Genomic DNA, 19,652 nt, shown 5'->3' on the forward strand with positions numbered 1-19,652 from the left:
TTTATTTTTTCTTCTTTTTTAACGTCTTTTGATAGGCGTAAAGTTTATTTACTTCTTCTTTAAATTGCCGGAAGAGTTCAGTATTTTCCTGGTCAGCATACCGTACAGCATTGTATGTCTCTATAATTATATCGAATTGAATAGAGGCACCTTCTTCTCTTTGAATTCGCTCCATCCATGCGTCAATCGTTTCACCACGATTTCTGTTTAAAGGGGGGTTTAATTTCTTTTCTAGTTTGAATATTTCTTTGCGAATGGCGTTCGTTGGTGGGCGCGTCATTCGGGTTGTTTTTTGCAATATACCTTCTTCTTGAATAACTGTACCAGAGTTATAAAAGGATATATTCCCAAGGTGAAAGGATTTTCTCTTTTTGTACAGCTTCCAAATTACAAATGCAGCAATGATTCCAATGATTGAAGCAGTAACGGATTGAGCAACAAAGGCATCGTATGGGTGATCGGATTCTGGAAGTTCTGGACTCGTTCCACCTAACTTTTCTATTGCTTCTGTAGCATCATTTGGATTTGTAATAGATAATAATGCTTCGATACCATAGCCAAAACCAAGTGCTACCCAGTAGAAAAGATACGAGAGTACGATACGTATATACGGAATAAATAAGAAGAATAGAAGACTGACTATTCCAATTGCTGTGATAGATACAAAACGAATTGTTTTTTGATCTTTATTATAACTAGTAATCCAAAGTGACAGTAGAATAAATAAAGCGAATAAGCCTAGTACCCATAGAGAAGGTAACTTCATTAAATGAAGAAAATAAGAAACAATGAACCATAAAAAGGCACCTAGCATTTTATGGTATGCTGTTATGTCATCCCGTGCATGTACGATGTAAAAGAAGAACGGGAGTAAGATAGAGCTAACGATAGAAAAGATAGAAAATACGTAACAAAGTATAACTTGTAGAATAAATAGTAAAATGAAAGCTCTTCGCTTATTGATCTTCATTTTATGAATGGGAATCGTACAAAGAAAGCTAATGATTAAAAATAGGATGATGGGAATTGTTCTTTCTTGCTCCGTCAATAGAGAAAGAAGGAGTAGAAGAAGAAAATCATTAATGTAATGGAGCCATGTTTTCAAGTTGTTCCACCATCCCTTCATCTGTAATCAGATATGTTTGTTGTTTCATATTTGGTACATCTTCTTTTCGTATTCCTATAAAGAATAGGATGGAAGAACGTTCTTTTTTTCTATCTAAATAGTGAAGGAAGCCTTCACGTGAAAGCAATGTACTGTCCTCGGAAATACGGGCCAGCTCTTCTAACGCTTTTGCGTAGTGTAAGTGCCCCTCATTTAATGAAAGGTATAAAGGGCCATCTTCCGTAAAGATACTAACAAACAATTCAAAAGGAATCTGTTTCTCTGTTGCAAACTGACACAAATAAGAGGTGTAAGAAATTAAATCTTCAATGTTTTCTCTCCAGCCAATTCCACGATCTGCTCCTAAGGAAAGGGATAATGTCCAACTATAATTTTTTATTGCTTCATATTGTTTTGCTTGTAAAGATTGCATTTTAGCAGACGCTTTCCAATGAATACTTCGAAAAGATTCTCTCTCATATTTCTTTATCCCAATAATAGAAGATTCATCATGGAAATAAGAAAAATTTGTTTTATAAGTACCTATTGCTAATTGATGTATCTCTTGTAACCCTGCAACACGTTTTAAAGTAGGATAAACGATAATTTCAGTCTTCAATTTATCTACAGTAGGCAGATGAACTTGAATGATATGAAATGGATCACCTATAATACATTCAAATTGCTCAATTTTAAAAACCCCTCGCTTTGTAGCTGTAAACGGTAATTCCCATCTCTGTTCTGACTTTGCAGGCTGTGAAAAGCGAAAAGAAAATAACGTTTTAGATATTTGCTCAACGCCAGTTGTCTGATTTGGTATTAAGGTTGGATTGATATGTAAAAAGCAAGTGCCATTCACTAAAGGAAGTTTAGCTTTGTTTTGTAAATGAATTGATAAACTGCCTGTTTCATCAGGAAATAAGCGTGTTGTTTGTTTTTTATCGATAATTTGAAAATGCTTATCTATGTATGCTGTATAACGATAAATAAAATAAGCAAATAAATAATAAAACAAAAATGGGACAACTAAATATGAATTTGTTACATAGAACGCTAAAAACAAAGCAACCGGAATTGTTAGTTTAATAATGTGGTGCTGGAAAAATAATGGAACGGTTACAATACGTGTATAATTCATGATTGCTCAATCTCCACAGGAACGTCTACTTCCGTTAAAATAATTTCAATTAACTTCTGTTTCGTCGTGCGCAGAGCACCTTCCATTGATAAAATAAGACGATGTTTCCATACGTAAGGAAGTAAGAATTGTATATCTTCAGGCGTACAGTAATCACGACCATGTAAATAGGCTAGTGCTTGTATCGCTCTAACTAAGGCAAGTGTTGCACGTGGACTCACACCGTTGGCGATATAATCATGATTTCGTGTAGCATTAGCAAGTTGAATGATATAGTGTTCTAACGATTCGGATACGTATATTTCTTTTACTTTTTGTTGCATTTGTAAAATATCTTCTAAAGTGATAACAGAACGAATGTTATCTAAAGGTCTGTCATTTCGAAAACGGCGCATCATTTTTAATTCGTCTTCCGGGGAAGGATAGCCAATTGAAATGGTCATTAAAAAACGATCCAGCTGGGCATCTGGAAGAGGGAAAGTTCCTTGTGATTCAATAGGATTTTGCGTCGCGATAACAAAGAATGGTTTAGGAAGAGGCGTAGACTGCTTTTCGAGTGTGACTTGGCGCTCTTCCATTGCTTCTAATAAACTAGATTGTGTTCTAGGCATAGCTCGGTTTATTTCATCTGCTAGCAATATATTTGTCATGACTGGCCCGAACCTTAATTCAAATTCACTCGTTTTAGGATTAAAGTATTCAATTCCTGTTACGTCGCTCGGAAGCACATCAGGAGTGAACTGAACACGAGAAAAATCGCCACCAATACTTTTTGCAATTGTTTTCGCTAGTAATGTCTTTCCTGTTCCAGGTACATCTTCAAGTAATATATGACCATCCGCAAGTAATGAAACCAGGAGTAAATCAACCACGTTTTCTTTTCCGACAAAAACAGAACTTATATTTTCTTTTAATTTATTTATCATATGTATCACCCTTTCAAAAAGTAGACAAGTGTATTTGTTATATTTTAACAAATTTTTCTGAAAATTAATATAATAATATTTTTGTATAGAATAAATATAAAATTTTAAAAACACCATCGTTTTTAGTTGTATTTATTTGGAATACGATATACAATATCGATATACGATGTATCGTGTGTCGATACATCATGTGACGATGTATCGGAGGTAGGTATAATGAGTGTGAAAGCACAGAAATATGTTCCATTAACAGAGGCAACGTATTATATTTTGTTGTCACTAGTAGAGCCTATGCATGGCTATGGGATTATGCAAATGGTGGAAGAAATGACGAATGGGGAAGTAAAACTTGGACCTGGTACGTTATATGGAAACACGACAAAGCTTTTGAAAGAAAAACTAATTGTTGAAGTAGCATCTACAGATAGAAAGAAATGTTACGTGTTAACCCCATTTGGTAGAGAAGTGTTAGAACTTGAATTTAAAAGGTTACAACGTTCTGTTCAAAATGGGGAAAATATTCTAGGGGAGTGAAGACAGTATGGAGATTAAGAAGACATTAAAATTTTTTGCGGCGTGGAACCTAGAAAAAGAAGAGGCGTATTTAAGAAAAATGCACCAAAAGGGCTGGGCATTCCAAAACTACAATTTTATGTATACATTTAAGAAAACGGAGCCGAAAGATGTTGTTTATAAAGCCGATTTCAAACTAGACAATCGAAACTCACAAATGAATCAAAAAGAATACATTGAAATCTATGAGATGTCTGGCTGGAAGCATGTCACAAGCTTTACGAAATGGCACTATTTTTCTAAAGAAGTAACGGATGATAATGAATTACCTGATATTTATTCTGAGAAAGAAACAAAGATTGAAAAACTTATGGATTTAATGAGATTTTTTGCACCTATCTTGGTCATTATGATACTAGGGGTGTATTTGAATTACTTAGGGCCTTCGGTCAATAGTCCTATTTGGATAAAACTTATTCTAGGGATTTGCGTGTGTATAGATGTATATGTATTAATAAGGTTATTTTGGAAGATACGAGAATTAAAAAAGGAAGTTTTGTAAAGGACGTAATTTTTTCACTTCATTATATAAAGATAAGAAACTCAGTCAAGAATTGGCAGGATAAATAGACGAGTTAGTTGAGAAACAGGAAAAACAAGTGGAAGAGGCATGTAGTCAATTTCAAGGGAAGGTAAAAAAGCATTATGAAGAGATGAGTGAACGGTTAAAAGCGAGTAATTGATAGATAATCCAAAAGGTAATGAGATTTTTAGGTTACCTTTTGGATCGTTAAGGACGAATCAAGTTTTCAAGTGTTAAAATGATTGGTTTTGCGCAGGTTTGATAAACTGTTCTGGGTTCTCCACAAGCCCACATACTGCACATTGGACACGATATGAAGGTCCTTGATATGCCATATGAAAAGCATTCATTGTTTCGTTTGTGTATTCTTCTTCAACTTGTCCTGTTTGTGGATTTAATTTTACTGGTTTTACTTGTTGCTCAAGAATATTAAAGCGAGTGCGGTTTGTTTTACAACTTGGGCAAAGCATTGGTTCCATATGTATACACCTCCATTTGTAGCATTTCTTTATATGGGAAAATTTATTCAAAAGCAGCTATGTTTCATAATTTCTGTCAAAAAGTTTCTCAATATGAATTGTTGAATATTATATTTGAAATTCAGAAAATATAAAATATAATAAATGTATGAACTGGTTATGTCCAAACCAATCTCCTGTTTTATGCCAATATGTTTGAGACCGAGAAATCGGTCTTCTTTTTTTTGCTTATTATTATGAATACTGAAATGTAAACAAGGTTTTCTACATCCTTTGTCGAATTTTTAGAAGAGAATTTGAAAGGGAGATTACAATGAATTTAAAAATGAAATATGTCATTTTGTATGTAGAGCGATATGAAGAGTGTCTTCGATTTTATAAAGATATTTTAACCTTACCAATAAAGGGTGAACATGATACATATATTGAATTTGATACTGGAACGACGATTTTAGCGTTGAATAGTAGAGAGGATGTACGGGAGTTAACTGGGTTATCGATTCCGAATGGTGCATTAGAATCTTCTAATTTTGAACTTGGATTTGTTGTGGAGGATGTGAAAGAAACAATTTCGGAATTAAGAGAACAAGGTGTAAAAGTATTGGTGGAGCCAATCACGAAACCATGGGGACAAACGATTGCTTATGTGTCAGACCCAGATGGTAATTACATCGAAATTTGCAGCTCATTAGAGTAGAGGGAGAAAAGGGAATGGGGTTTCCAATTTTAGAAACAGAACGTTTAAAATTACGAGAACTCACATTGTTAGACACTGAAACAATGTTTGATTACTTTGAAAAAGAATCTGTTATCCGTTATTTTGGAATGGAGTCTTTCCAAACTATGGAACAAGTGAAAAATATGATTCAGACATTTAGAAAAAGATATGAAGAAGGGAATGTCATTCGCTGGGGGATTGAATTAAAAGGAACGAATCAATTGATTGGCACATGCGGATTTCATTTAATCAATCCAAATCATAAAAGAGCTGAAATTGGCTATGAATTAGATGATACATATTGGGGAAAAGGCTATGCATCTGAGGCAATACAAGCAATTCTTACATATGGATTTGAAACACTGCAGCTAATAAGGATTGCAGCAGTTGTTTATACAGAAAATGAAGCTTCACATCGATTACTGAAAAGAGCTGGTTTTCAGGAAGAAGGATTACTTCGAAAATATATGATTCAAAGTGGTGTTGCTCATGATACTATAATCTATTCGTTACTAAAAGAAGAGTGGCGAGGATAGTATTTTGAAAAAATTAATAGAACTCATTTCAAAAAATATAAGTAATCGATTTATCTTAGGAATAGATGGTTTAAGTCGTTCGGGGAAAACAACATTGGTAAAGCAGCTAGAAGACGAATTGAAACAAAAAGGTATTCCGTTTCATATTTTTCATATCGATGATCATATTGTAGAGCGTAGTAAGCGCTATGATACTGGATATGAAGAGTGGTATGAGTATTATCAATTACAATGGGATGTTCAATGGTTGCAAGAGCAGTTATTTCAAAAAATAAAGATGGAAAATCAGCTAAACCTTCCGTTCTATAATCATCAAACAGATTCGTGTGAAATGAGAGAGGTAATCATGCCGAATCCTTGTGTGATCGTAATTGAAGGAGTCTTTCTTCAGCGGAAAGAGTGGCGAGAGTACTTTGATTATATAGTGTATTTAGATTGCCCGCGGGAACAAAGATTTCTTCGTGAACATGAAGAAACACAAAAGAATCTTCTAAAGTTTGAACATAGATATTGGAAAGCAGAGGATTTTTATTTGAAAGTGGAAAGGCCGCAGCAAAATGTTGATTTAATTTTAAAAGGATAGAGCTAATGCTTGTCAATGTAGGAATGAGAATTTTAGTACATTTTTAGCCTAATAATGCTAGTTCTTTCGTTTTAGAGGACAAGAATTTTCAAAGTCCTTAATTTAAAGAAGCTGATTTACATATGTCGAATTATTTATTGTTATGGCAAATTAGTTAAAGTGAGGTTATATTCCATGATTCGACTCATTATGGAAAGAGATGCAGAACCCTTTTTAAACTTGTGCAGAAAGATTGATGAAGAAACGGAATTTATGTTATTTGAGGAAGGGGAAAGAGCTACTAGAATTGAACAGCAACAAAATATTATCAAAAAAATATCTCAATCTTCTAATTCAGCTATTTTTGTTGCTGAGATTGAAAATAAATTAGTAGGATATTTGATGGCAATTGGTAGTAAACCTAAAAGAATTAGACATAGTGTTTATATTGTTGCTGGTGTAACACGTGAAAATAGTGGAAAAGGAATTGGAACCCAATTATTTAAAGAACTTGAAAATTGGGCAAAAACGATTGGTGTAATTAGATTAGAATTGACAGTAAGGATAAATAATACATCAGCAATTTCTTTATATAAGAAATTAGGTTATGAGATTGAGGGAACAAAAAGAGCCGCTTGTATTATGGATGGAAACTTAGTTGATAGTTATTACATGTCTAAGATTTTGAAATACACGTAAGACGAAACTTTTCTTAACATTTATTTTTTGTTTTGAAGAACCTCTCACTTTTTATTGATGGTGATGAGATAAAGTTAAATAACCGACATCATTATTTACGAATCATAAAGTTATTTCTGTAATGCTTAAAGAAAAGAATGTTCTATTTCACTGGACTACATGTTAGTAGAAAAACAAGAAACTGTGTTATTAAACTAACGATGCAGGTTAGTAAATGAAGAGACAAAGAAATTACTATGCTACTGTTTAAATACAAGCGTTCTTGTAAATTGAGAGTTTAAGGGGAAAACAGGATGTTAGAAAATCGTGTTAGATTGAATGGAGGATTTAATAACGACGTATTTTATATTAAAGAGAAAGAAAGGGTAGTTAGAATTTCTGAAAAGGGTAAAACAAAGGAGATGATTTTACAAGAAATAGAGTGGATGAATTTTTTATATGAAAAAGGTGTACTTGTACCTAAGCCAGTAATTCCTTTAGGGTGTGAGGAAGAACGAGTTAAAACATATTTTGAATTTATTAAGGGTGATCAAATTGATGTTACAAACAAATCCCACTGGAATGAAAGGGTTTTTAAAAAACTTGGTAAAAATGTAGGAAGAATGCATGCACTATCCAAAGATTTTAAATTAAAAGCAATAAAACGTCCAGAATGGAAAGTTGAAAATCCTGATGTCTTTAATCTTGGAAGAAAGTTAGATCCATGGATTAAAGAGAAATATGAAGAGTTGGTGCATAGTCTAACTTCATATATTATTACTCCTGATACTTTCGGACTTATTCATAATGACTACCATCAAGGAAACTTAATTATTGATGAGGAAGGTCGTATAACTACAATTGATTTTGATGAATGCTCATTTAATTGGTATGCTCAAGATATTGCAGTAGCTTTCTATCATGCTTATTGGCAACATAGCTCCTTCAATGGCAATACACATTCTTTTTGTGATATATTTATGAGTAATTTTTTTGCAGGGTATAAAACAGAAAATACGCTTCATAAGGATATAATGATTCAAATTCCTATTTTCTTAAAAATAAGAGAGATTTATTTGTATCAATTATTCATACAAAAATGGGATATGAATAATTTAGAAGAATGGCAAGTATACACCTTACATAGCTTAAAAGATAAAATCAAGAATCAAGTACCATATGCAGGTATTAATGATTTTTCTATTTTTTTATAGGATGTCTCGACATGTACAGTACATTTTATTAATGCACTAACGGGTGCTTTTATTAAACGAGCAACCACTACACTAAATTAAAGAATATTTCAATATTTGATTAATTAATAAAAAGGAAGTGTTAGGGAGGAGCTGGAAATATATAATATCCAAGTAAAGTGTTCGATACTTTTCGAATGCGTTCTTGGAATTGCAGCCATTACGAATACTAGATTGATGGATACGTTAGAAAAATCTCAAATTGAATGAGGAGAGATCGGGTAATCAGTAATAGGGAAATTTATATTATGGTATTATAAAAATTTCGGAGGGGAAAATGATGAAAGGAAAGAAAAAGGAGATACAAACAAACGACAAGGTGATTCGTTATACACATATAGAAATGGGTTCCAAAACGATTTGCTTTATGTTTTCAGGTTCAGGTTACAATTACGATAAACCCTTGTTCTATTATTCGACGATGTTAATGCTCCAAAATAAAATCGATATTGTCCATATTCATTACTCTTATGATGAGCAAACAATGAAAAAAACGATTGAAGAAATAACAAAAATAATGATGGATGATATTAACCCTGTGATTTTTGATGTTTTAAAAAATGGGCAATACAACAATTCGATTTTTTTAGGAAAATCACTTGGAACAATTCCAATTGCGAATGACTTAATGAAGAGAGATGAATTCTTAAAGTCAAAAATGATTTTATTCACTCCTCTAATAAATTTTGATTCGGTTTTTGACTCAATCTTGAATAGTCAACATGAAGGGCTTTTAGTGATCGGGGATAAAGACCATTATTACAATGCGAATCAAATTGACCAATTAAGTAAATCAAATGTAACGATTGATGTTATCCAAAATGTAAACCATTCCTTAAATGTTGGAGAATTTGAAACAACAAATTCAATTTTAGCTTTATCAAGGGTAATGGAAAAACTCCAAGAAACTGTTAGGACAAATTCGTGACAAAATGATATTCATGTGGGTGTTAATTTAAGTGCTAAAATAAGTTTAAAAAGAGGTGCTAATTGCATCTCTTTTTTTATGGTTATTTTTAATTTTGTACCAATGATATATGCATCTTTTTTTTAGATTTTTTAAAATTCTAAAATTATAGAAGGTTAAATTCGATATTTATAGAATTTAATACATAACAAAATAAGGAGGGATACAATGGAAGTTTTACATATAACGAGTAGAAAAAGGGAAACATATGACGTTCAAGTAAAGTATTCGATACTTTTCGAATGTGCTCTTGGGATTGCAGCCATTACGAATACTAGGCTGATTGATACGTTAGAAAAATCTCGAAATGAATGGGAGGAGATTAGACAAACATTATCGGTGGAAATGCAAGAGCATTTACATTTCGTAGAGAAACATAATACGTGGAAAGCATTACTGCAACTATTATATCAAGAAGATTTTCAGGATTTATATGAGTTTACTCAGTATATCAATTCGTTGTCAGAATCTGAATTAAAGTATATATGTATTCCATTTGTCGGCTATAAATATGAAGAAATGAGAAAGAATGCAGCCAATGGGGAGAGGAAAGCAGTTCAAAAACTACAAGAAATCACAAATAGCAATCCATTTTTCCCTGCTTACATCGATTTTATTTGCAAAGTGGATATAAAAAAGCTGACAGAGCACCTCACTGCAGTGATGACAGGATGGTATGAAGCTGTTATAGAACCTAAAGCGGAAAAACTGTCACGCATACTAAAACAAGACTATGAAACGAAACGTCAAATGAATGAAAAAATGCAACCAGAAGAATTTGTTGAATGGGCAACAGGCGGTGTTACTTATTCTCCAGAGCCCAGTGTACATCATGTTCTTCTTATCCCGCAATATACGTACCGACCATGGAATATCGAAGCTGATATAGAAAATATAAAAATATTTCATTATCCAATTGCAAATGAAAGTATACATCCAGAAGATCCATATGAGCCAAGTTATTTTCTAGTGCATAAACATAAAGCATTGGGTGATGAAGCGAGGTTACGCATTGTAAAATTATTGTTTGAACAAGATCGTACATTGCAGGAGATAACGGAGCAGTTGAATATTGGAAAATCAACAATTCATCATCATTTAAAAATTTTAAGATCTGCGAAGTTAGTTGATATTCTAGATGCTAAGTATAGTTTAAAAAAGAAAGCATTAGAGGCTATATCAAAAGAGTTGGAATTCTATTTAAATCATTAATTATGCATTTGTACATCAAAAGGTATAATGATTTTACCTTTATAGAATATGCACAATAGGAGGAGAATGAAAAAGAAAAGTTGGTGCAAAATGGGGAAAAATATTTTAAAAAATCGATCGTTTTTCTTTATGTGGATTGGCAGCGCGATTTCCGAATTAGGTGGTGCATTTGGTACGCTATGTAATTCTGTTCTTATTTATCAATTAACAGGTTCAAAAATGGCCTTAGGAAGTATGTGGCTACTTTACTTTATCCCGTCGCTTCTTTTACAACTTGTCATTGGTCCTTTCATTGATAAATGGAGCAGGAAATGGATTATGATTGTATCTCAGTGGACACGTGGACTAGCTTTTTCACTTCCTTTATTTATGATAATCATTGGGAATGTAGAAACATGGCATATTTTTGTTGTACAAATGATAGTGGGTCTCATCACTCCATTTTACGTACCAGCCAATCAAGCGATTACGCCAACAATTGTATCAAAAGAAGAGCTGCAATCAGCGAATGCGTATATTGATGGAATGGTTCGCCTTATGATGTTTTTAGCCCCTGTATTAGGGGGAATTGTTATTGAGTTTATAGGAGTAAAGCTAACTTTATTTTTCGTTTGTTTATTTCTATTTATAAGTGGTGCTTTACTGCTATTTATACAAGAGCATAGAGTAGCTCAAACAGTTCGTAAAAGTTGGTTAAAGCAATCTATTGGAGGATTTACATATTATTTCAAACAACCCATTATTGTCTGGTTAGGTGTTTTTCTCACATTTGTTCAATTTGGAGTCGGCGTAACGATGGTTATCAATCTTCCCTATATAATAGATGACCTCTCAGCAAGCTATGCTGATTACGGATATTTTATGGCAGGTTTTCCTCTAGGATACGTAATTGGCTCTATATTTGTCGGGAAAGTGCAGCGTCGTAGTCGGCGTCTTCTCATGCTTGGAGCGTTATTAATAGGAGGGCTCACATATATTTCGCTAGGATTCAATCACAGTATCTCTTTAGCAATTTTTATTGAAGTTATAGCGGGTGTATGCATGGCATTTTTTAATGTTCATAACACGACAATATGCCAGCAAGTTGTGCCAAATGATATGATGGGAAAAGTATTTTCGGTGCGCTTATTTTTAATAAGAGGTGCGATGCCACTAGGTGTTTTAGTTGGAGGAACATTGAGTGAAATATGGGGAGTAAGGGCGCTATATGTATTAATTGGATTTATCATATGTGTAACTTCTTTAGCTGGAATACTACTTCCGTACTTTAAATTTCTTGATGAAGCTGTTCAAGAAAAATCAGCTTAAATGTTTTAATTGAAAATAATTATCATAATCAATTATAATGGAAGAATATTAGAAATATTTACATACAAAGGGAGTGGAATACATGTTTATTGAAACGAAAACGATTACAGTAAAAGAAGGAACTTCAGATCTTGTTGTTCAACATTTTACTGGAGAAGGCATCATTGAAAAATTTGAAGGATTTATCGACTTAAGTGTTCTCGTTAAAAAGGTGAGAAGAGGAGACGAAGAAGTCGTTGTACTGATTCGCTGGGAATCTGAAGATGCGTGGAAAAACTGGGAGACAAGCGAAGAACATATAGCTGGACATAGAGAAGGTCGCGGGAAACCAAAACCGGATCATATTATTAAAGCAGAGCATGCTGTGTATTATGTGAAATCATCGAAGAGTGCTTATCAACAGTCTTAAATTATAAAAACATCGTATGTAAAAGACTACATCTATATATGGATGTAGTCTTTCTTAAAAAATTTTGATTATTTGTTTTTAGGTGCATTGATTCTTTCGGAGTATAGAAGTTTTTCAACGTAATGTTTTGAAATAACCAAAGGTTGTGTGTTTGTATTATTTTTAAATTTTGTGTAATTTGGTTTTTTAACTGGTGTTGTTATAGTTTCTGCAAATTCATATGGGTAATTAACTTTAGATTTGTCTTCAAACATATAGATAGCTCCTTTCTTAGAGTATTTGTTAGAGAGTTATAATATAATATGTTCATGTTTTTTTTTTGGACTAGATATGTATTAATCAATTTATATTTGGGTAAAACAGTTCTTATTTAGTGTCCTATTTAAATATAAATAAAGCAATTAGGGGTATTCAAATCAATAGCATTGGACTGGATCTTAAAAAAGGGGGAAAAATAAGGTTTTCCTTCAGAATAAACATCAAGATATAATGATTAATAAATAGTTATGTAAGGTTATAATATTTAACCTCTTTGGTAGTAAATAAATAGTCCAAACCTTTTTCGGACAGTATGCATTCTTGTATCATAATTTTTATTTCTTCTCTGGCGTAGGTTATGCCATAGGTTATTATGTTGTAAAATCTTTTATGAAAAAGAATAACATCACAATTCAAGAAGCAACCTTGCTAAATGAAGAAGAAATTATTGCAGGGTGTGGAGTTTTTTTAGGAGATCATCTGAAGTTTGAAGTAAAACGACGCAGAAAATACGTTCTGCGTCGTTTAATTTTATAAAAATAAGTTAAATTCAAAACAGAAGGAACACTTACGGCGCCCTTAAAAAATAAACTTTTCATTTTGGGGATATTTCAAAAACAGTTTTACTTTTTAGGGATAGTGCAATTTTTTCTTCTGGATAATTTTAACAATACACGTAACACTCTGCCCACAATAACACCTGTGATTTTTTCTCCAAAAATTTACAATAAATACATAAATAATTAAAAATTAATAGATAAAATAATACAAGAAAAGTGTACCTGTCCAAGTTAACAGGATGAAGAAAACTATTTTTTTCAAGGAGGGAATACAAATGTTAAAGGAAATATCAACAGTTGCTTTAATGACGAGTGTATTATTTTCAACAGTACATTCTACACCGGATTTGGTTGAAAAATCTCTAAGTCCTAGTGTACAAGAGAAACAAAAGCATTCAAAACTTGTTAAAGTGGAAGCAAAAGAGGAAACAGATGCAGTTGCCAATGCGGGTGATACAGCTGATGATCCAGCAATTTGGGTTCATCCTCATGATCCTGAAAAGAGTAAAATTATTGGAACGAATAAGGAGGAGGGGATTTCTGTCTACAATTTAAAAGGAAAACAACTATATTCATATAACTTCGGGAAACTAAATAATGTTGATGTACGATATGGCTTTCCCATTGGAGGTAAAAAAATTGATATGGCGGCGGCTTCAAATCGTTCTACAAATACAATCGATATATTTACGATAAACTCTAAAACAGGAGAATTAGAAAATATTACGGGATCTACCATTCAATCAAGCATGAAAGAAGTATATGGATTTAGTCTCTATCATAGTCAAAAAACAGGTGTTTTTTATGCATTAGTTGTAGGAAAGGAAGGAACTTTTGAACAATATGAGTTATTTGACAATGGAAAAGGGAAAATAGACGGAAAGAAAGTACGTGAATTAAAGCTAAGTTCTCAATCAGAAGGAATTGTAGCAGATGATGAGTATGGAACAATATATATTGGTGAAGAAGATGTGGCAATTTGGAAATTCAATGCGGAACCAGATGGAGGAAACCAACCGATTGCAAAAGTAGATAGTGCTGATGGAACCCATTTAACGGCAGATATTGAGGGTTTGACGATATATTATGGAAAAAATGGGACAGGATATTTAATTGCTTCTAGTCAGGGGAATAATACTTATGCAGTGTATGACCGTAAAGGTAACAATGAGTATATTGGTAATTTTGCTATTGTTGATGGTAAAAATACTGATGGAACAAGTGATACAGACGGTATTGATGTAATGAGTTTTGGATTAGGAGAAAAATATCCAAACGGCATTTTTCTAGCGCAGGATGGAGAGAATATAGAACATGGGAAAATAGTAAATCAGAATTTCAAAATGGTAGATTGGAAAAGGATTGCAAAAGGATTCGACTCAAGATTACAAATAGAAAATAATGTAGAACCTCGTAAACTAAAATATAGAGAAACATTTAGCAAATAGTTTAGGTAAATAAAAGAACATTTCATGGTATATTGAGATGTTCTTTTATAGAATTTTATAATTTTTTAAGTTGATGGATGTATGGAAGAACCTTTACCCATCAAGCTAAAATTTTAAAGTATCCCCCAAACGAAAATTTTATATCTCTACAGTTATTAATAAGAATTCAACTCATTTTTTTCGTTTTTAGGGACACGAAATTCATATGCTAAACGATGTTTCACTTACATGCAGGAATTACATACTTACCAAATAAATCTAAAGATGAAAGCACTTTATGATGTTCTAATCCACCGAAATTCATTACTGCCATAAAATTCGTAACGCCTATTTCTCTGTAGGATTGAATTTGTTTGATAATGTCATCAGGACTGCCTATTACTGGATTGAATTTCTGTTTAAGGACTTCATATGAGATATTCGTCCCATTCGGAGTATTCATAAATAATTGATAAGGACCTTTTGCATTCGATTCAGCATCTGCGTATGTTTCAGCAACATGAACATGAAATGCAACAGGAATTTCTAACTGTTCGGGATCACCGAATCCTGACTTCAGATATATATTCTTGTATGTATCAATCAGCTTTGCTAATTCATCTCGTGATTTGCTAAATCCAAGTCCCATGAAATTGTTTCCCATACTGGCAACATGAGTAGCACCTTTTTCACTAGAAGTTGCAATCCAGTGAGGGGGAAAGGGAGATTGAATTGGGTGGACACTAAGTTTGATTTCTTTGTATTGGAAAAATTCACCTTGATGAGAAAAAGGTTTACCTGACCATGCTTTCTGTAATACTTCTAGAGACTCGTTAAATCGATCAGTTTTGTCTTCTAATGAAATATTATAACCATCAAATTCCTTCTGATTATATCCACTACCTAACCCAAAATCTAATCTTCCGTTTGATAAAAGATCGACAACCGCATAATCCTCAGCAATTCGTAAAGGGTTATGTAATGGAAGTACTGAAACACCCACACCAAGACGAATTCTGTTCGTCCTTTGGGATAAAGCAGCGAGCAGAACTGCTGGAGAGGGGTTGATTCCAAAATTTGAGAAATGATGCTCTGTAAACCAAACCCCATCAAAATTCATTTCTTCAGCCCGAACAGCTTGTTCCAATACCTCGTTGTAGAATTGTCGAGGTGTTCGGGTTGATTGATTTGGGTAATGGTCAAATATTGTTAATGTACTAAATTTCATTTCATATCGCTCCTGATAATTTTATTTAACTTTTTTACTTCACTGATAGATTACAAAGACTCAAGATGATACTGTGCACAAAGGTAATCACTCTAGTTTTCTGAATCATTCCACCGACGGCTCATTTCTAAACCATAATCCATTTCGTAAACGTCTTTTATAGCTTTAACCTTTTCAAGGCTCTCTTGGTTAAATACGGGTTTGTTTTCAAAAGCATGAAGAACAATTCTTTCAAGAAGCACGCCTAGTGAAATATCGTGATACTCTGCCATTGCTTTTAAAACTTTTACCATTCTTTTTTCCATCCTAATTCCAGTTTGTACACGTTCTACTTTAATTTTTTGTTCTTTTCCACTTATTTGTTCCTTATGTTGTGCCATAATTCCACATCCTTCTCACTAAAAAAATAGATATTTTGTTATCTATATAACAATGTACAATTATAACAACGCTATGTGTTTTGTCAATTTTGTCATTATATTATCGATTTAACATGATGGAATCCCGCCTCAAACACTATCACGCTAATATAAATTAGTATCCATAAACGGGATTTTTATTTTTTTAGAGATCCCAGGTCCATCTCCATCAACTTAAGAATTTTATAACACTCTCAAAATAAAAAATTGTACATTTTCACCTAGAGATGTCAATTTTCTCGTTTTGGGGTATTTGCTTTTCTTAGCTTGATGGGCATGCGGCGAGATCCCCTTTAAGAAAAAGGTATATTTTATTAAAATGCCATAAATCCCTACTTTTTTAATTGAAAGTAGGGATTATTTTATGCTTGGAGCTGTTATCGAAGTATTTTTTTAATCCTAATCAATATTTCGGTGAATGAGATTATAAGTAAACCATTTTTTATAATGCAAATACTCTTGCTCAACCTATGTAAATAATCATCCTCATTTGTTATAAATAATCCATAATAAGTCGTAGCGAAGCATCATTATGTTTCTAACTAATATATTAAAGTAGGATTTATAATAAAAAAAGAAAGTTCAAAGGTATGATTGAATAGGTTCTTGCTAAGAAGTTTTGTAATACAAAGATGATGTTGATCATAATGACTTAATCAGAGGAGTTGAATGGAGAGGGAAATGAAAAAAATATTAATGAAGTATATGATTAGATTTACAACACTAAACGAAGAAGAACAACAGGCAATCGTTGAAGATGTACAAATTGAGGAATATAAAAAAGGAACAATACTCCTTAGACAAGGAGATGTTCCAACTAAGTGTTATTTTGTATTGAAGGGATGTGTTAGACAGTATTCAATAGATGAAACAGGAAAAGAGGTTACATCCAATTTCTATACAGAAGAACAAGCCATTTCGAATTTCAATCATCATAGACAAGATAAGTCATCCGCGTACTCTTTAATTTGTCTAGAAGACTGTATATTGGTCGTTGGTAATCTTGACTCCGAAAAGGACATGTATAACAAATACTTACAATTGGAAACAATGATACGCAAGATGATCGAGCACAAATTTGGTGAGGTACAAGATGAGTTGGCTTCATTTATTGCATCTACCCCAGAAGAACGCTACAAAGCACTATTACGAAAACGACCTCATTTAGTCGATCGTGTACCCCAACATCAATTGGCGAGTTATCTTGGGATTACCCCAGAATCATTAAGTAGAATCAAGAAGCGAATCAATAAAGATAAATTTTAGGGAATTGTCATACATCTTTATGGACTTTTCCTCCCCTGAATAGCAGCCATATACCAAATCCCAATTCTCCTACAATCATTGGTACATTAAATACAATTTTAAGATTTGAAATTACCGCATCATATTGTGAAAGAGTCGTGTTAAATAAGTTAATGACAATATAGCCTATTGAAGCAAGCAACAATAATGCACTAATGATTTTAGGTATTCTGTCGGATTTGAAAACCAAATAGCCTACAATCATGAGGTGTCCGCCAAAAATGATCAATCCTATAGACCAAATAGATTCAAATGCTTCAAGAAACAGCATCATATGTGCCTGAAGTTGATCCATTTTAAATAATGATAAATAGTCTGTACTTTTCGAGAGAAGTAATACAAAGATTAAATTCAGTATGGCAATTCCCAATATAGTCGCATAAATAAGACGGAACCATGCACCAAGTAATGAAAGATTTTTATTAATTGGCTTCAGAAACATGTAGAAAGCCCAGGCGATCATAATGTCAGTGATCAGGATGATGACCCAACCGAAGATTTCAGCTTTGAAAAGCATATTTGATGACTTAATGTTATTAAAAGTGGCGCTGGCATCCCCTTGCACCACAAGACTTCCATGGGCAAAGCCATAGGAAAAAAATGCAGCAAGTGCCATGATGATAAGTAATATGCCAGCAACCAGAGCAGATTTTCTTTGATATGATTGTTCTTTTACTGAAGTAGCCATAATATACCCTCCTATATTACTAAGGTGGTTTCATTTTAATAGGAAGATAATGACTGGTCATTGACTTAAATCAAGAGTCCGAATTATTTTTGATACAGTATTTTGTCACAGCTAGCTTAACGGTAAAATGACAGACCTAAATATTTGGTCTGTCATTTTACTATTTCTTTTCTCTCTTAAAGGAGAAATCGTTATGGCTCTTTCTCATTCATTATTCTAGTTTTTCACTTCATTATATAATTCAAGTGCTTCTTTTACATGCAAGCCGTTTTTGACAATACCGTGTATCGCTTGAATCATTGCAGCTGGGTGTTCGGATTGCCAAATGTTCCGTCCCATGTCAACCCCAATGGCACCTTCTTGCAATGCTTGGTATGTAATTGTTAAAGCGTCTTCGATTGAGTCTAATTTTGGGCCACCTGCTATAACGACTGGGGCAGGGCATGTGCTCGTAATTTTTTCAAATCCTTCGCAGTAATACGTTTTAATAATATCAGCACCCATTTCCACACATACACGTGATGCAAGTGCTAAAAATCGTACTTCTCGTTTTTGGAGTTCTTTTGCAACTGCTGTAATACCGAGAACGGGTAAGCCGTAATCATGTGCTTCAGAAACAACATTAGCTAAATTGGTAACAGTTTGTGTTTCATATTCTGAACCGACAAAAACAGATACACCAACCCCAACCACATTTTGCCGCAGTGCTTCTTTAATTGGTGTAACAATGGTCTCATTTGCTAAATCTTTACCGACTACAGTTGGACCGCCTGAAACACGCATTACCATTGGTGTTTTGCAGTCTTCAGGAATGCAGGAATTGAGTACGCCCCTTGTTAAGAAAAGAGAATCTGTATAGGGAAGTAAATTCTTTACTGCTTCTAAAGGTTGTTCTAATCCGTGGATAGGGCCTAAAAAGTAACCATGATCTATCGCTAACATAACTGCTTTTCCATCAGGTAATATCGTATTTAATCGATTTTGAAATCCCCAAGTCATTGTCGATCACTCCTTTATTAATTTTGGATTTTCTGTTTGTACAGTATCTTTTTCTTGTAAATGTGGTGACTTAATAAAAACAGCTTTAAAGATTTGATCTGAGTGGTTAATAAGATAGTGAGATTCGTGAGGGCGAACTTGTAAGACGTCACCTTGTTTTACAGGGACCCTTTCATTATCAATATAGAAATCAATTTCGCCTTCTAAGGCATAAAAAACTTCTTCACATGTGGTGTGATAATGATTTTGAAATTCCTCCCCAGGCTGAATAACTACAACACCAAGGTCAATATTAGGGCCCTTTATTAAATACTTTGGACCGTGGTTACCAAAGCGATAGGCGAAATCATTTTCATTTACTTTGAGCATACTGTTCACTCC

Annotated in this window: 24 protein-coding genes and 1 pseudogene; 15 read left to right on the forward strand and 10 right to left on the reverse strand. The window is 33.3% G+C overall.

The features are described from left to right. Position 1: 1 nt before the first annotated feature. From M014_RS0117565 to M014_RS0117575, 3 genes are read right to left on the reverse strand one after another with little or no spacing between them, the layout of a single operon-like run. Complete coding sequence (locus M014_RS0117565) at positions 2 to 1,105, reverse strand: DUF4018 domain-containing protein (RefSeq protein WP_026592886.1); 1,104 nt, start codon at positions 1,103 to 1,105, stop codon at positions 2 to 4. Beyond that, on the reverse strand, positions 1,080 to 2,243 hold the full coding sequence (locus tag M014_RS0117570; RefSeq protein WP_026592887.1) for a DUF58 domain-containing protein: 1,164 nt from the start codon (positions 2,241 to 2,243) through the stop codon (positions 1,080 to 1,082). The genes M014_RS0117565 and M014_RS0117570 overlap by 26 nt, the downstream gene beginning before the upstream one ends. Then, complete coding sequence (locus M014_RS0117575; protein ID WP_026592888.1) at positions 2,240 to 3,169, reverse strand: AAA family ATPase; 930 nt, start codon at positions 3,167 to 3,169, stop codon at positions 2,240 to 2,242. The genes M014_RS0117570 and M014_RS0117575 overlap by 4 nt, the downstream gene beginning before the upstream one ends. Positions 3,170 to 3,385: 216 nt before the next feature. Between M014_RS0117575 and M014_RS0117580 the strand changes: the two genes are divergently transcribed. Together M014_RS0117580 and M014_RS0117585 are read left to right on the forward strand one after the other, a co-directional pair. Next, a complete protein-coding gene (locus M014_RS0117580; protein WP_026592889.1) occupies positions 3,386 to 3,703 on the forward strand; it encodes a PadR family transcriptional regulator in 318 nt (105 codons plus the stop codon). A 7-nt stretch (positions 3,704 to 3,710) separates the two neighbouring features. Continuing rightward, entirely contained in the window at positions 3,711 to 4,244 is a 534-nt protein-coding gene (locus M014_RS0117585; RefSeq protein WP_026592890.1) for a DUF2812 domain-containing protein, read from the forward strand. Positions 4,245 to 4,498: 254 nt separating this feature from the next. On the opposite strand, the gene M014_RS0117590 is transcribed toward M014_RS0117585, so the two are convergent. Continuing rightward, on the reverse strand, positions 4,499 to 4,744 hold the full coding sequence (locus tag M014_RS0117590) for a hypothetical protein (protein ID WP_026592891.1): 246 nt from the start codon (positions 4,742 to 4,744) through the stop codon (positions 4,499 to 4,501). A gap of 313 nt (positions 4,745 to 5,057) precedes the next feature. Between M014_RS0117590 and M014_RS0117595 the strand changes: the two genes are divergently transcribed. The 10 genes and pseudogenes from M014_RS0117595 (at position 5,058) to M014_RS0117635 (ending at position 12,387) form a co-directional block, all read left to right on the forward strand. Then, complete coding sequence (locus tag M014_RS0117595; RefSeq protein WP_026592892.1) at positions 5,058 to 5,441, forward strand: VOC family protein; 384 nt, start codon at positions 5,058 to 5,060, stop codon at positions 5,439 to 5,441. Positions 5,442 to 5,455: 14 nt separating this feature from the next. Then, positions 5,456 to 5,998 (forward strand): GNAT family N-acetyltransferase, encoded by a 543-nt coding sequence (locus M014_RS0117600; protein ID WP_026592893.1) that lies wholly within the window; start codon positions 5,456 to 5,458, stop codon positions 5,996 to 5,998. Between the two features lie 4 nt (positions 5,999 to 6,002). After that, a complete protein-coding gene (locus M014_RS0117605; protein WP_026592894.1) occupies positions 6,003 to 6,581 on the forward strand; it encodes a kinase in 579 nt (192 codons plus the stop codon). 174 nt (positions 6,582 to 6,755) lie between these two features. Then, positions 6,756 to 7,259, forward strand: a complete 504-nt coding sequence (locus M014_RS0117610) for a GNAT family N-acetyltransferase (protein WP_026592895.1) — start codon at positions 6,756 to 6,758, stop codon at positions 7,257 to 7,259. Positions 7,260 to 7,552: 293 nt separating this feature from the next. Then, entirely contained in the window at positions 7,553 to 8,452 is a 900-nt protein-coding gene (locus M014_RS0117615; protein ID WP_026592896.1) for a phosphotransferase enzyme family protein, read from the forward strand. A gap of 132 nt (positions 8,453 to 8,584) precedes the next feature. Next, positions 8,585 to 8,698 (forward strand): annotated as a pseudogene (locus tag M014_RS29295) (ArsR/SmtB family transcription factor); the annotation flags it as partial. Positions 8,699 to 8,771: 73 nt separating this feature from the next. Then, on the forward strand, positions 8,772 to 9,419 hold the full coding sequence (locus tag M014_RS0117620) for an alpha/beta family hydrolase (protein ID WP_026592897.1): 648 nt from the start codon (positions 8,772 to 8,774) through the stop codon (positions 9,417 to 9,419). Between the two features lie 207 nt (positions 9,420 to 9,626). Continuing rightward, positions 9,627 to 10,670, forward strand: a complete 1,044-nt coding sequence (locus M014_RS0117625) for an ArsR/SmtB family transcription factor (protein ID WP_026592898.1) — start codon at positions 9,627 to 9,629, stop codon at positions 10,668 to 10,670. A 90-nt stretch (positions 10,671 to 10,760) separates the two neighbouring features. Then, positions 10,761 to 11,978 carry an MFS transporter gene (locus M014_RS0117630; RefSeq protein WP_026592899.1) on the forward strand — a complete coding sequence of 406 codons (1,218 nt, stop codon included), beginning with the start codon at positions 10,761 to 10,763 and terminating at the stop codon, positions 11,976 to 11,978. 82 nt (positions 11,979 to 12,060) lie between these two features. Next, positions 12,061 to 12,387, forward strand: coding sequence for an antibiotic biosynthesis monooxygenase family protein (locus M014_RS0117635; RefSeq protein WP_026592900.1), 327 nt, complete (start codon positions 12,061 to 12,063; stop codon positions 12,385 to 12,387). 68 nt (positions 12,388 to 12,455) lie between these two features. Here M014_RS0117635 and M014_RS0117640 read toward each other — a convergent pair whose 3' ends face one another. Further along, on the reverse strand, positions 12,456 to 12,641 hold the full coding sequence (locus M014_RS0117640; RefSeq protein ID WP_026592901.1) for a hypothetical protein: 186 nt from the start codon (positions 12,639 to 12,641) through the stop codon (positions 12,456 to 12,458). A 325-nt stretch (positions 12,642 to 12,966) separates the two neighbouring features. Here M014_RS0117640 and M014_RS29300 point away from each other — a divergent pair, with 325 nt between their 5' ends. Further along, positions 12,967 to 13,182 carry a DUF2268 domain-containing putative Zn-dependent protease gene (locus M014_RS29300; RefSeq protein WP_035415322.1) on the forward strand — a complete coding sequence of 72 codons (216 nt, stop codon included), beginning with the start codon at positions 12,967 to 12,969 and terminating at the stop codon, positions 13,180 to 13,182. Positions 13,183 to 13,510: 328 nt separating this feature from the next. Further along, entirely contained in the window at positions 13,511 to 14,653 is a 1,143-nt protein-coding gene (locus M014_RS0117650; protein WP_035415335.1) for a phytase, read from the forward strand. A 220-nt stretch (positions 14,654 to 14,873) separates the two neighbouring features. On the opposite strand, the gene M014_RS0117655 is transcribed toward M014_RS0117650, so the two are convergent. Continuing rightward, entirely contained in the window at positions 14,874 to 15,860 is a 987-nt protein-coding gene (locus tag M014_RS0117655; RefSeq protein WP_026592903.1) for an LLM class flavin-dependent oxidoreductase, read from the reverse strand. Positions 15,861 to 15,952: 92 nt separating this feature from the next. Then, positions 15,953 to 16,240, reverse strand: a complete 288-nt coding sequence (locus M014_RS0117660; RefSeq protein WP_026592904.1) for a hypothetical protein — start codon at positions 16,238 to 16,240, stop codon at positions 15,953 to 15,955. Positions 16,241 to 16,960: 720 nt separating this feature from the next. On the opposite strand from M014_RS0117660, the gene M014_RS0117665 reads away from it, so the two are divergent. Beyond that, complete coding sequence (locus tag M014_RS0117665) at positions 16,961 to 17,545, forward strand: Crp/Fnr family transcriptional regulator (protein ID WP_026592905.1); 585 nt, start codon at positions 16,961 to 16,963, stop codon at positions 17,543 to 17,545. 7 nt (positions 17,546 to 17,552) lie between these two features. On the opposite strand, the gene M014_RS0117670 is transcribed toward M014_RS0117665, so the two are convergent. From M014_RS0117670 to M014_RS0117680, 3 genes are all read right to left on the reverse strand, one after another. Then, a complete protein-coding gene (locus tag M014_RS0117670) occupies positions 17,553 to 18,272 on the reverse strand; it encodes a DUF4386 domain-containing protein (RefSeq protein WP_026592906.1) in 720 nt (239 codons plus the stop codon). A gap of 216 nt (positions 18,273 to 18,488) precedes the next feature. Further along, positions 18,489 to 19,271: a 3-hydroxy-5-phosphonooxypentane-2,4-dione thiolase gene (gene lsrF / locus M014_RS0117675; protein ID WP_026592907.1), complete on the reverse strand. Its 783-nt coding sequence runs from the start codon at positions 19,269 to 19,271 to the stop codon at positions 18,489 to 18,491. 6 nt (positions 19,272 to 19,277) lie between these two features. Then, a complete protein-coding gene (locus tag M014_RS0117680; protein WP_026592908.1) occupies positions 19,278 to 19,640 on the reverse strand; it encodes a cupin domain-containing protein in 363 nt (120 codons plus the stop codon). Positions 19,641 to 19,652 lie beyond the last annotated feature (12 nt).

This window comes from Bacillus sp. UNC437CL72CviS29 (assembly GCF_000482345.1).
Taxonomy (GTDB): Bacteria; Bacillota; Bacilli; order Bacillales; family Bacillaceae_G; genus Bacillus_A; species Bacillus_A arachidis.